Source organism: Streptomyces sp. NPDC058198 (assembly GCF_042882605.1).
Classification (GTDB): Bacteria; Actinomycetota; Actinomycetes; order Streptomycetales; family Streptomycetaceae; genus Streptomyces.
In genome coordinates, this window is record NZ_JBHVVP010000004.1 from 566800 (window position 1) to 578934 (window position 12135).

General features: G+C 69.9%; 11 protein-coding genes. 7 read left to right on the forward strand and 4 right to left on the reverse strand.

The features are described 5' to 3' along the window. Positions 1-60 precede the first annotated feature (60 nt). A complete protein-coding gene (locus ACFVWW_RS18745) occupies positions 61-900 on the reverse strand; it encodes an alpha/beta hydrolase (protein WP_384336698.1) in 840 nt (279 codons plus the stop codon). 276 nt (positions 901-1176) lie between these two features. Between ACFVWW_RS18745 and ACFVWW_RS18750 the strand changes: the two genes are divergently transcribed. Both ACFVWW_RS18750 and ACFVWW_RS18755 read left to right on the forward strand, forming a co-directional pair. Then, a complete protein-coding gene (locus ACFVWW_RS18750; protein WP_386878533.1) occupies positions 1177-2016 on the forward strand; it encodes a winged-helix domain-containing protein in 840 nt (279 codons plus the stop codon). 24 nt (positions 2017-2040) lie between these two features. After that, on the forward strand, positions 2041-3063 hold the full coding sequence (locus ACFVWW_RS18755) for a LacI family DNA-binding transcriptional regulator (RefSeq protein ID WP_386878532.1): 1023 nt from the start codon (positions 2041-2043) through the stop codon (positions 3061-3063). Between the two features lie 34 nt (positions 3064-3097). On the opposite strand, the gene ACFVWW_RS18760 is transcribed toward ACFVWW_RS18755, so the two are convergent. Then, positions 3098-3640 carry a GntR family transcriptional regulator gene (locus tag ACFVWW_RS18760; RefSeq protein ID WP_386878531.1) on the reverse strand — a complete coding sequence of 181 codons (543 nt, stop codon included), beginning with the start codon at positions 3638-3640 and terminating at the stop codon, positions 3098-3100. A 125-nt stretch (positions 3641-3765) separates the two neighbouring features. On the opposite strand from ACFVWW_RS18760, the gene ACFVWW_RS18765 reads away from it, so the two are divergent. From ACFVWW_RS18765 to ACFVWW_RS18775, 3 genes are all read left to right on the forward strand, one after another. Beyond that, positions 3766-4818: a S1C family serine protease gene (locus ACFVWW_RS18765; RefSeq protein WP_386878530.1), complete on the forward strand. Its 1053-nt coding sequence runs from the start codon at positions 3766-3768 to the stop codon at positions 4816-4818. 111 nt (positions 4819-4929) lie between these two features. After that, positions 4930-5742 carry a response regulator transcription factor gene (locus ACFVWW_RS18770; RefSeq protein WP_386878529.1) on the forward strand — a complete coding sequence of 271 codons (813 nt, stop codon included), beginning with the start codon at positions 4930-4932 and terminating at the stop codon, positions 5740-5742. Next, positions 5739-7151 (forward strand): sensor histidine kinase, encoded by a 1413-nt coding sequence (locus ACFVWW_RS18775; RefSeq protein WP_386878528.1) that lies wholly within the window; start codon positions 5739-5741, stop codon positions 7149-7151. The genes ACFVWW_RS18770 and ACFVWW_RS18775 overlap by 4 nt, the downstream gene beginning before the upstream one ends. An 81-nt stretch (positions 7152-7232) precedes the next feature. Here the strand turns inward: ACFVWW_RS18775 and ACFVWW_RS18780 are convergent, their stop codons facing one another. Further along, positions 7233-8147 (reverse strand): phosphatidylinositol-specific phospholipase C, encoded by a 915-nt coding sequence (locus ACFVWW_RS18780; protein WP_386878527.1) that lies wholly within the window; start codon positions 8145-8147, stop codon positions 7233-7235. A 191-nt stretch (positions 8148-8338) separates the two neighbouring features. Next, a complete protein-coding gene (locus ACFVWW_RS18785) occupies positions 8339-10165 on the reverse strand; it encodes a bifunctional metallophosphatase/5'-nucleotidase (protein ID WP_386878526.1) in 1827 nt (608 codons plus the stop codon). A 578-nt stretch (positions 10166-10743) separates the two neighbouring features. Here ACFVWW_RS18785 and ACFVWW_RS18790 point away from each other — a divergent pair. Both ACFVWW_RS18790 and mshD read left to right on the forward strand, forming a co-directional pair. Beyond that, complete coding sequence (locus ACFVWW_RS18790; protein ID WP_386878525.1) at positions 10744-10962, forward strand: hypothetical protein; 219 nt, start codon at positions 10744-10746, stop codon at positions 10960-10962. A 158-nt stretch (positions 10963-11120) separates the two neighbouring features. After that, the gene (mshD, locus tag ACFVWW_RS18795) at positions 11121-12041 is read left to right on the forward strand and encodes a mycothiol synthase (RefSeq protein WP_386878524.1); all 921 of its coding nucleotides are present in this window, start codon (positions 11121-11123) and stop codon (positions 12039-12041) included. Positions 12042-12135 lie beyond the last annotated feature (94 nt).

A 12135-nucleotide genomic window follows, 5' to 3' on the forward strand; every position in this document is an offset into this window, starting at 1 on the left:
ATGGCCGACGCCCCGCGCGGCCCGGAGACCCCCCGGGCCCTCTGTGCCCTCCGTGCCGCGTCAGGCCCTCTGAGCCGCGTCCACCAGCCAGTCCGCGAGACGGGCCAGCAGCGGCTCGTCCGCGGCGTTCTCCGCGTGGCCCATGCCCGGCTCCAGCCACAGCTCCGCCGCTCCGGCCGCGGCCAGCATGCGCGGATGGTCCAGCGGGAAGTACGGGTCGCGGTCGCCGTGCACGACGAGCAGCGGCGTCGGCGCTATCAGCGGGACCGACTCGACCGGCGAGAGCGGCACCGGATCCCAGTCCCGGTCATGGATGCGGGTACGGAATCCGTACCGCCCGACGAACCGTCCGGTGGGGCGGGTCACGACCCAGTGCAGGCGCCGCATCGGAGCCGTCCCCCGGTAGTACCAGCGCGCAGGGGCGCTCACGGACGCCACCGCGTCGGTTCGCGCCTCTGTGCGCCCCCTGTGCAACGCCGCGTGGCGCAGCGCCACCGAGCCGCCCATGGAGAACCCCACCGTCGCCACACCCGGATGGCCCAGGGAGCGCGCCCATTCCACCGCCGCCGCCAGATCGAGGACCTCACGGTCCCCGACCGTGGAGCGGCCACCCGAGCGGCCGTGCCCGCGGAACGAGAACGTGACGACGGCCGCACGCTGCGCGAAGACCCTCGCGGCCCGTCGTACGGCGGGCCGGTCCACCGATCCGGTGAAGCCGTGGGCGACCACGATCGCGGTGCCGCCGGCCGCCGGGGAATTCCCCGCGAAACCCGCCGTACACGGCTCGTACACCGCCTCGACAAGGACGCCGTCCGCGGTCCTCAGCACCCGGCGCAGGGCGCCCGGTGAGAAAGTGGAAATGGGTGATCTGCGGGATTGACCCTCTGACGCGGAGCACATGTGGGTTATTCTGCTGCGAAGAGGATCCGGGCACCGTAGCCCCCGGGTCCTTTTGTGTTTCCCGTCCGTTGTTACAGACAGATGACACAGACGGAAGACACAGACAGAAGGAACAGAAGGTAAACGCGGACCCCAGGGACGGGGCCCCGTAAGCATCACCGCAGTACAGCAGTGCAAGCAGTGCCGCATACGTCCTCGCAGGGACCGAGGAGGAACCGACGTAATGGGCAAGCGAACCGTGTACGACCACAGCCCCACCCAGGCAGGTGAGCGGCGATGAGTTCTCTGCTGCTCCTGACCAATGCCCTCCAGCCCTCGACGGAGGTGCTTCCCGCGCTCGGGCTGTTGCTCCACAACGTGCGGGTGGCCCCCGCCGAAGGGCCCGCTCTCGTCGACACCCCTGGTGCCGACGTCATTCTGATCGACGGCCGGCGCGACCTCCCCCAGGTGCGGTCGCTCTGCCAGCTGCTGCGGTCCACCGGACCCGGCTGCCCACTGCTCCTCGTCGTCACGGAGGGCGGCCTCGCGGCCGTCACCGCGGACTGGGGCATCGACGACGTGCTGCTCGACACGGCGGGTCCTGCCGAGGTCGAGGCACGGCTGCGGCTCGCGATGGGCCGCCAGCAGATCTCGACCGACGACTCCCCGATGGAGATCCGTAACGGCGATCTGTCGGTCGACGAGGCAACGTACAGCGCGAAGCTCAAGGGACGGGTCCTCGACCTGACCTTCAAGGAATTCGAGCTGCTCAAGTACCTCGCCCAGCACCCGGGACGGGTCTTCACCCGGGCCCAGCTGCTCCAGGAGGTCTGGGGCTACGACTACTTCGGCGGTACGCGGACGGTCGACGTCCACGTACGGCGGCTGCGCGCCAAGCTCGGCCCCGAGCACGAGTCTCTGATCGGGACCGTACGGAACGTCGGCTACCGCTTCGTCACCCCGGAGAAGCCCGACCGGGGCGCCGAGGAGGCCAAGGCGAAGGCCGTCTCCGGGGCGCACCGAACGGACCCCCGGCAGGACGCCCGGCCGGAGAATGCCAAGCAGCCGGAGGACGACCGGACGGCCGCCGGACTGGACGCGGCACACGAAGCCGCCGGGCGGCCTACCAAGCGGTAGATCACCACGCGTAGACTGCCGCGCGTGGCCAAGGTGACGCGGGACGATGTCGCACGACTGGCGGGTACGTCGACCGCTGTTGTCAGCTATGTCATCAACAATGGACCCCGGCCGGTCGCACCGGCCACGCGCGAGCGGGTGGTCGCCGCGATCACGGAGCTGGGCTATCGGCCCGACCGGGTCGCTCAGGCGATGGCTTCGCGGCGGACCGACCTCATAGGGATGGTTGTGCCCGACGCCAGGCAGCCGTTCTTCGCGGAGATGGCGCACGCGGTCGAACAGGCCGCGGCCGAGCGCGGGAAAATGGTCCTCGTCGGCAACTCGGACTACCGCGACGAGCGCGAGGTCCATTACCTGCGGGCCTTCCTCGGCATGCGGGTCTCGGGGCTGATCCTGGTCAGCCAGGGTCCGAGCGAGCGCGCGGCCGCCGAGATCGAGGCCTGGGACGCGCGGGTCGTGCTGCTGCACGAGCGGCCCGAGGCGATCGACGACGTCGCTGTCGTCACGGACGACATCGGCGGCGCCCAGCTCGCCACCCGCCATCTGCTGGAGCACGGCCATCCGTACGTTGCCTGCCTCGGCGGAGTCGAGTCCACGCCGTCGGTGGGCGACCCGGTGGCCGACCACGTCGAGGGCTGGCGACGCGGAATGCTGGAGTCCGGGCGGTCCGTGGAGGGCCGCCTCTTCCAGGCCCCGTACAACCGCTATGACGCCTATCTCGTCGCGCTGGAACTGCTCGCGGGCCCCGACAGGCCCCCGGCGATCTTCTGCTCCACCGACGACCAGGCGATCGGCGTACTGCGGGCCGCGCGCGAACTGCGGCTCGATGTCCCGGGCGAGCTGGCGGTGGCCGGCTTCGACAACGTCAAGGAAGCCGGCCTCACGGACCCCCCGCTGACCACGGTCTCCTCCGACCGGCCGGCGATGGCCCGGGCGGCGGTGGACCTGGTGCTGGACGAAGGCCTACGAGTGGCGGGCTCACGCCGGGAACGGGTGAAGCAGTTCCCGTCCGCACTGATCGTGCGCAGGTCGTGCGGCTGCGCTTAGGCCCTGTCCGGCCCGTCTTCGTGGGCCGGGGTCGTCATCCGATCCTCATCTCGTAGCGCAGCCGCTGCCGGTGTGCGGGCATGGTCATCTTGTCGAGCTGGATGGGCCGGTCCTTCAGGTCGAGAGTGACGCGGGTCAGGCGAAGCACCGGCTCGCCGGGCTCGATGCGCAGGGCTTCGTGCTCTTCCTCGCCGGGCATCCGGGCGGACACCTCCTCCCGGACGCGTACACCGACGTATCCCAGCTCGGCGAGGAGCGTGACGGCTCCACCGGGGATCTTCGCCGTCCCGGCGAGACGTGTGCCGCGCGCGATGGACGTGGGGTAGTACGTGTCCGTCAGCTCACAGGGCAGGTCCTCCAGGAACATCACCCGCCTCCGCACCACGACCGCCTGACCCGGGGCGAGCTCCAGCAGTTCCGCCACCTCGTCCGACGCCGCCACCTCGCCCGCGCCGACGATTCGCTGCCCGCCCCGCCGCCCTCGCTCGGCCAGCTCCTGTCCCCACGCGTCGGGTTGGCCCTCACCGCGCGGTGTCAGATACGGCATCGAGGTGCTGACCCATTCGCCGGCGCTCATGACGTCCTCCTGTGCTGCTGGTCTGGTCTTTATCTGCTGGTCTTTATATGGGGCATACACGGTTTTGTTGCCCTTCTCAGGGCGTCCTCAGGCTGTTCTCATGCGCGGCGCCGACAGTCGTTTCCATGACCGACTACTACCGCGGCAGCGGCGACGCAGACAGCACGCAGCAGCACCCCACCCAGGGGTTCCAGGGCCCGGCGTACCCGCCGCCGCCCCCGTACGGTCCCAGCATTCCCGCGGCGCCGGCCACCTCGCACCGTCGCGCCAAGCGGCCGGTGGCGCTGCTGGCCGCCGTGGCCCTCGCCGCCGCGGTCGTCGGGGGCGGGTCGGCCGTGCTGGTCGGGCAGTACGCCGACAACGGTACGAGCGGCGGCGGCACCGTCGTCAGCGGGACGACCGTCTCGCAGAGCAGCAAGGGCACCGTCGCCGGTGTCGCCGCGGCCCTCTCCCCGGCCATCGTGGAGATCAACGCGACCGCCAACGCCGGCGAGTCCACCGGCTCCGGCGTGATCATCACGTCCGACGGCGAGATCGTCACCAACAACCATGTGATCGCCGGGGCCTCGTCGATAAAGGTCCAGCTCAGCACCGGCAAGACCTACACCGCGCAGGTCGTAGGCACCGACGCGGACAAGGACCTCGCGCTGATCAAGCTGGAGGGCGCGAGCGGCCTCAAGACGGCCACGCTCGGCAACTCCGACCAGGTGAGGGTCGGCGACCAGGTCGTGGCGATCGGCTCGCCCGAGGGCCTGACCGGCACCGTCACCAGCGGCATCATCTCGGCCCTCGACCGGGATGTCACCGTGGCCAAGGACCAGGACCAGGGACAGCAGCAGCAACAGCAACAGCAGGGCCAGGGCGGCTGGCCGTTCGAGTTCGGCGGGCAGCAGTTCAACGGCGACACCGGGTCCTCGAAGACCACGTACAAGGCGCTCCAGACCGACGCCTCGCTCAACCCGGGCAACTCCGGTGGCGCGCTGATCAATATGAACGGTGAGATCATCGGCATCAACTCCGCGATGTACGCGCCGAGTTCGGCGGCCGCCGGCGCCGGATCCAGCGCGGGCAGCGTCGGTCTGGGCTTCGCCATCCCGGTCAACACCGTCAAGGCGGACCTCTCCGCCCTCCGCTCCGGCGGCAACAACAGCGCCGGCAACAGCGGCAGCAACAGCTGATCCGACGCGTGCCGCGCGCCGCCGCACCGGGGCCGTGCGACGCTGATAGCACCGGAGCACCACTGGCGCACCGGCTCACCCGTTCCGCCGAGCTGACGAGGTAGAAGCGACATGAGTCCCGCCGAAGGCGATCCCCAGCGGATCCTGATCGTCGACGACGAGCCCGCCGTGCGCGAGGCCCTCCAGCGGAGTCTCGCCTTCGACGGATACGGGACAGAGGTCGCCGTCGACGGACTCGACGCCCTCACCAAGGCCGCGGCCTACGACCCGGATCTGATCGTCCTCGACATCCAGATGCCGCGGATGGACGGCCTGACCGCGGCCCGCCGGCTCCGGGCCGGCGGATCGAAGGTACCGATCCTGATGCTGACCGCCCGCGACACGGTCGGCGACCGGGTCACCGGACTGGACGCGGGCGCCGACGACTACCTGGTCAAGCCCTTCGAGCTGGACGAGCTCTTCGCCCGGATCCGCGCGCTGCTGCGCCGCAGTTCCTACACGACGGCCACCGGCCAGCCGCCCGAGGACGACGTCCTCGCCTTCGCCGATCTGCGGATGGACCTCACGACCCGCGAAGTCACCCGCGGCAACCGGCGGGTGGAGCTGACCCGTACCGAATTCACCCTGCTGGAAATGTTCCTGGCGCACCCCCGGCAGGTGCTGACCCGGGAGCAGATCCTCAAGGCCGTCTGGGGCTTCGACTTCGAGCCGAGCTCCAACTCCCTCGATGTGTACGTGATGTATCTGCGCCGGAAGACGGAGAGCGGCGGCGAAGCACGGCTGGTGCACACGGTGCGGGGCGTGGGGTACGCGCTGCGCTCCGACGCGGGAACCGGCGGGAGCGGCGGGACAGGCGGCAGCGGCGGCACCGGCACCAGTGGGGGAACCGGCGTCGGGGCGGGCGGAAGCGGAGGCCCGGAGTGACCGGTCCGGTCAGCCGCTTCCGTACGCTGCCGCTCCGGTCCCGGCTCGCGCTGCTGGTCGCCACGGCGGTCGCGGTCGCCGTCGCCGCGGCGGCCGTCACCTGCTGGCTGCTGACCCGTGCCCAGCTCCGGAGCGAGCTGGACAACTCACTTCAGAACACGTCCGTCCTGGGCGCCGAGGTCCAGGCGGCGCTGCGCAACTGCGCCACGGGCAGCAACCCCGAGACGACGACCACCACCGCGTACCTCTTCATCCAGGTGGTCGACACCAACGGCAACCGCTGCGTCTTCCCCTACTCGGAGCCCGTGAAGGTCCAGGCACAGGACATCTCGGTCGCCCGGCACGTCACCGACGAGTCCCTGCACAACAGCACCACCGAGAAAGGTGCCGCTGTCCGCGTCCACACCGAACGTGTTTTCGTCGGTCCCGGCGCCCAGGCCGCCGTCTCCGTATCGCGTCCGCTCGCCGAGATCGACGCCTCCCTGAACCGGCTCGCCCTGCTGCTCACCGCCGTCGCGGGCCTCGGCGTCGTCGGGGCGGGCGCGGCCGGGCTCTGGGTCGCCAGGGCGGGGCTGCGGCCCGTCGACGGGCTGACTCTCGCGGTCGAGCATGTCGCGCGGACCGAGGACCTCACCGTCCGTATCCCCGTCGAGGGCGAGGACGAGATCGCCCGGCTGTCCCGCTCCTTCAACTCCATGACCGCCGCGCTCGCCTCCTCCCGGGACCGGCAGTCGCAGCTGATCGCCGACGCCGGGCACGAGCTGCGGACCCCGCTCACCTCGCTCCGTACGAACGTCGAACTGCTCGCGCGCAGCGAGGAGACGGGCCGGGCCATCCCGCCCGACGACCGCAGGGCGCTCATGGCCTCCGTCAAGGCGCAGATGACCGAACTGGCCTCGCTCATCGGGGACCTCCAGGAGCTGTCCCGCCCGGACGCCACCGACCCCGGGCCGCTCCAGGTCGTCGCGCTCCACGCCATCGTGGACAGCGCACTGGAGCGGGCCAGACTGCGCGGCCCCGATCTCGGCATCACGGCGGAGCTGCGCCCCTGGTACGTACGGGCCGAGCCGGCCGCCCTCGAACGCGCGCTGGTCAACGTCCTCGACAACGCGGTGAAGTTCAGCCCGCCCGGCGGGTCCGTGGAGGTCGCGCTGAGCGAGCACGGCGAGCTGACCGTACGCGACCACGGCCCGGGTATCCCGGCCGAGGATCTGCCGCATGTCTTCGAACGGTTCTGGCGCTCGCCGTCGGCCCGCGCGCTGCCGGGCTCCGGTCTCGGTCTCTCGATCGTGGCTCGCACCGTCCAGCAGACGGGCGGCGAGATCGCGCTGCGCCCGGCCGCGGGCGGGGGCACGGTGGCGGCGATCCGTATCCCGGGGGCGCCGACCCCGCCGCCGGAGGCCCCCTGAGCTAGACGAGTCATTCCGAAGTCCCGCGGTCCGGAGCGCAGGGGCGACGGGGGGTGTCCCTTCCGCCGCCCCTGTCCCCCGTCAGCCGTTGTGGCGGATCAGCGACTCGACCAGTCCGGCCCGGGTGGCGGGGAAGTCCAGCGGTACGATCCCCAGCCCGCGCCAGCCGCTCGCCTCCGACCCGTCGAGGAAGGTGTGCACCTTCGGGTTGAGCTGGTCGGAGTTCCAGCGGGGCGGCAGCAGCGCGGCCGTACTGACGTAGTTGATGTACATCTTGCCGGGCTGCTGGGCGGCCTTGCGGAAGTGGGCTTCGATCTTGGGGTACTTGGCGCCGGGCTCCGCCTGGTAGTCGTCCTGGATGTCGAACAGCCCCGCGTCGCCGTACCGCACCCCGGGCAGTCCCCCGTTGTCCGCGAGCAGCACGACCCGCCCGCGCGCCTCTCCGAGGGTGGGCAGACCGGCGTCGAGCCGGAAGAGGGAGCGCCAGCCCTTGCCGTCAAGGTAGGTATCGAAGATCCGCCGGAACTCGGCGTCGTTCTCCTCGGAGTACTCCTGCTTGACCCGCATCAGCACGGTCTCGGAGGGGTGTGCCTGAAGGAAGTCCCGGCAGGGGCGCAGCACATCGTCGAAGTTGAGGTTCTGGTAGTAGGCGGCGTGGTGGATGGTGAACGCGTTCTCGAACGCCCGGCAGCGGACGTCCAGGAAGCGGATGCCGCTGTTCAACTGGTCGGCGATGCTGGTCTCCTGGCAAGCCACCCAGAGCCCGCCGACCCGCGCGCCGGAGTTGTGCGTACCGGGGATGGTCAGCCGCTGCACGGGCGTGGTGTCGGCGAAGCCGCCCATCCAGTCCTGCGGGGCGAGCGCACGGCGGGTGGCGGCGGAGGCGGGCGGCGCCGTGCCGATGAGCGCGGCGCCGGAGAGCGCGAGGGCGCCGGCGAGAAAGCCGCGGCGCGTTGCGGAGTGTGTGCCGGGATGTGTGCCGGGGTGCGGACTCATGTGGGGGGTGCCTCCGTGGCCGTGGGGGGTCAACTGGATCAGCCCCAGGATTATGACCCGTACACATCACACGCGGAAGGCTGCCCAGGGGCGCCGGGCAGCGAGGGGGCGGCGGGCATGCGAAAGGGCGGTGGGCTCGACGCCCACCGCCCTCCTTCGCCTGACCGGCCGGGCCTTACGGCCCACCCGCCCTACTTGATGATCGTGATCCGGTTCGCGGCCGGCGGGGCCAGCGGAGCCTGCGCCGTGGAGTTCGCCGCCAGGTACGCGTTGAACAGGTCCAGGTCGGACGGGCCCACGAGCTTGTTCTTGCCCTGGCCGAGCACCGCGAAGCCGTCGCCGCCGCCGCCGAGGAACTCGTTCATCGCGACCCGGTACGTCTTCGCCGGGTCGAGCGCCTCACCGTTCAGCCGCACCGAGTCCGTGACCACCCGGGCCGCGCCCGTCTTGGTCATGTCCAGGGTGTAGGTGAAGCCCTTCGAGACCTGAAGGATCTTCGGGGAGGCCTCGTTGGATCCGCTGACCTGCTGCTGCAGCGCCGTGACGATCTGAGCACCCGTCAGGTCGAGCACGTTCATCATGTTGGTGAACGGCTGGACCGTGAAGGCCTCGCCGTAGGTCACCACACCGGCGCCCTCACTGCCGGACGCCGCGTAGACCAGGTCGGACCTGATGCCGCCCGGGTTCATGAAGGCGAGCTGCGCGCCGCCCTTGTCCGCCGCCGTGGTGCCCGCGAGCTGGGCGTCGGCGATCAGATCGCCGAGCGGGGACTCCGGGGTCGTCGCGCCCCGGCCGTTGATGTCCGCGGAGATGAAGCCCTGCGGGGTGTTGGCGATCGGCGCGGCCGTCTTGTTCCAGCGCGCGATCAGGTCGGTCATGTCCTGCGCCTTGGGCTGGTCACGGCTGACGACGTGGTTCGCCGACTTGACGCTCGTACGCACGATGTCGTTGGTACGGCGGTCGTAGGTGAGCGTGGTGTCCGTGTACAGCTTGCCGAACGACGACGCCGACGTGACCAGACGCGGGTTGCCCGCCGGGTCCGCGATCGTGCAGGCGTACGCGTTGTGCGTGTGGCCCGTGACCAGCGCGTCGACCTTCGGCGAGATGCCCTTGGCGATGTCGACGATCGGACCGGAGATACCGCCGCCGACGGCCGGGCTGTCACAGTCGTAGTTGTACGAGGAGGAGGCCGGCAGGCCGCCCTCGTGGATCAGCGTGACGATCGACTTGACGCCCTGCCGGTCCAGTTCCTTGGCGTACTTGTTGACCGTCTCGATCTCGTCGTGGAACTTGAGTCCCTTGACGCCCTCGGCGGTCACGATGTTCGGCGTGCCCTCCAGGGTCACTCCGATGAAGCCGACCTTGACGCCGTTCTTCTTCCAGATCGTGTACGGCTTGAGTATCGGCTTGCCGGTCTTCTCCGACGTCACGTTGGCGGCGAGGTAGGGGAAGTCCGCGCCCTTGAACTTCTTCCCCTTCTCGTAGCAGCCGGCGGTCGGGTGGCAGCCACCGTTCTGAAGACGGGCCAGCTCGACAGCGCCCTCGTCGAACTCGTGGTTGCCGACGGTCGTCACATCGAGGTCGATCTTGTTGAGCGCCTCGATGGTGGGCTCGTCGTGGAAGAGGCCGGACAGCAGCGGGCTCGCGCCCACCAGGTCACCGCCGGCCGCCGTGATGGAGTACGGGTTGCCCTTGCGCGCGGTGCGCAGCGAGGTCGCCAGGTACTCGACACCACCGGCGGGAATCGCCTTGACCGTACCGTCGGCCTGCGTCTCGTTGACGTTCCCGGCCGAACCGGCCGGCGGCTCCAGGTTTCCGTGCAGGTCGTTGAAGGAAAGCAGCTGTACGTCCACGGTGCTCGGCTTGTGCTGGCCGTGACCGCGGTCCTTGCCGTGTCCATAGCCGGAGCCATGGGCAGCGGCCGGCATCGCGGCGACAAGCGCGCCCACGGTGGCCAGACCGGCGGCGGCGGCGAGCACCCGCCGTGCCGCGCGGTTCTTCTGTGGTGTCGCTGACATCGGTCCCCTTGTGAATGGTGCGTGCGCGTGCGCGCGGAGGGTTTGAGAGTCCTGAAAACTCCGGAGCCTGATGAAGGCTGCGAGCGGCAGCCTAGAGTCAACGCGCGTAGCGCACCAGTGGCTGCCGGGTTAACAATGCTTTGCATGAGAACTCGTGACCTTCGGCCGTGAAATGAAGCGCGGCGACGCATTGGTGGCGAGGACCAAGAAGAGCAAAAAACTCCCGCGCGTGATGAAATGGTAACCGATTGTAATACAGTCGCGCTGTGCAGCTTCGCCCGTAAGAGGGCGTACGAGTCAGGGCTGCCGTATGTGACGTCGAGCGAGCTGTCCAAGTTGCACATCACGCAAGCAAAACGCACCGGGGAACGTTCATGGCTCGCCGAGGTATCGGCGGTGGCGCTCCAGCAGTCCCTTCGCGATCTTGATTCCGCCTACAAGAACTTCTTCGACTCGGTCAGAGGCAAGCGCAAATTCCTACGTCGCGCCGAGAAGAAGCTCAAGAGGCTCCAGCGCGACTTTTGCCGGAAGGCCAAGGGATCGAAGAACCGGGCCAAGGCCGGCATCAAGGTCGCGCGGTGTCCGGCCTCGCACGCACCTGGCTCGCCAAGTCCGTTTATGACGCCGGATGGTCAACGTTCGTCGCCATGCTGGAATACAAGGCTGCCAAGCACGGCCGGTACTTCGGGAAGATCGGCCGGTTCGAGCCGACCTCCCAGATCTGCTCCGTGGACGGAGAGGCCAACTGCCTGTGGAGCGCGGATAAGACCGGGAGGCATCTCGGCACAGCGCGATGAAGCAGGAAGCCACCGAGACGGTCGGACGACCGTGGCAGGAAACCCCGGCTCTCCGGCCGAGGTAGCGCGTCAAAACCTGGTTGCCTTTGAGGGTGGCCCGTCTGTCGTCGCCCCGTCCATACTCCGCTCTCGCCGCGCCTCCGCCGTACCCTCGACGCATGACTGACGCAGCAGCCCGCGAGACCGGCCGGCAGATCCTGACCCTCGACGCGCTCACTCCCGAGCAGGCCGGGGCCGTCCTCGGGCTGCTCGCGGACGCCCATGCCTCGGACGGGGTGCAGGCCGTCTCCGAGCAGGGCCGGCTCCAGTTGCGCGGTGGGCATCGCGAGGGCGTGCGGCACTTTCTGCTCAGCGTCGACGGTGAACTCGTCGGGTACGGGCAGCTGGAGGACACCGACCCCGTCGAGGCGCCGGCCGCCGAGCTGGTCATCGATCCCGCGCGCCGGGGCCGGGGTCACGGCCGGGCGCTGGGGACCGCGCTGCTGGGGGCGTCCGGGAAGCGGCTGCGGGTGTGGGCGCACGGCGGCAAGTCGGCCGCCCGCCATCTGGCCCAGGTGCTCGGGCTGACGCTCTTCCGTGAACTGCGCCAGCTGCGCCGTCCGTTGAAGCCGGCCGCCATCGCCGAGCCGGTCCTGCCGGCCGGGGTCACCGTCCGTACCTTCGTACCGGGTCAGGACGACTCCGCCTGGCTCGCCGTCAACGCCGCCGCCTTCGCCCACCACCCCGAGCAGGGCACGCTGACGCAGCGGGACCTGGACGACCGCAAGGCCGAGCCGTGGTTCGACCCCAAGGGGTTCTTCCTCGCCGAGCGCAACGGTGAGCTGATCGGCTTCCACTGGACCAAGGTGCACGCCGAGGAGCAGCTCGGTGAGGTGTATGTCGTCGGCATCAGCCCCGACGCGCAGGGCGGCGGTCTCGGCAAGGCGCTCACCGCGATCGGGCTGCGCCATCTGGCGTCCCAGGGGTTGCCGACCGCAATGCTCTATGTCGACGCCGACAACACGGCCGCGGTGACGGTGTACGAACGGCTGGGCTTCAGCACGCACGAGGTGGACCTCATGTACCGCACGGAGTCCTGAACCGGCCTGCACGTCGGTAGACCGGCCGACACGTCCGTCGACCGGTCGGCAAGTCCGTAGATACGTGACGTAAGGGGCGGCGATCTTGACGCCG

Coding starts and splice junctions, on each gene's coding strand:
- ACFVWW_RS18745 (WP_384336698.1), bottom strand. CDS start 900: ATGTGCTCCGCGTCAGAGGGTCAATCCCGCAGATCACCCATTTCCACT.
- ACFVWW_RS18750 (WP_386878533.1), top strand. CDS start 1,177: ATGAGTTCTCTGCTGCTCCTGACCAATGCCCTCCAGCCCTCGACGGAG.
- ACFVWW_RS18760 (WP_386878531.1), bottom strand. CDS start 3,640: ATGAGCGCCGGCGAATGGGTCAGCACCTCGATGCCGTATCTGACACCG.
- ACFVWW_RS18765 (WP_386878530.1), top strand. CDS start 3,766: ATGACCGACTACTACCGCGGCAGCGGCGACGCAGACAGCACGCAGCAG.
- ACFVWW_RS18770 (WP_386878529.1), top strand. CDS start 4,930: ATGAGTCCCGCCGAAGGCGATCCCCAGCGGATCCTGATCGTCGACGAC.
- ACFVWW_RS18780 (WP_386878527.1), bottom strand. CDS start 8,147: ATGAGTCCGCACCCCGGCACACATCCCGGCACACACTCCGCAACGCGC.
- ACFVWW_RS18785 (WP_386878526.1), bottom strand. CDS start 10,165: ATGTCAGCGACACCACAGAAGAACCGCGCGGCACGGCGGGTGCTCGCC.
- mshD (WP_386878524.1), top strand. CDS start 11,121: ATGACTGACGCAGCAGCCCGCGAGACCGGCCGGCAGATCCTGACCCTC.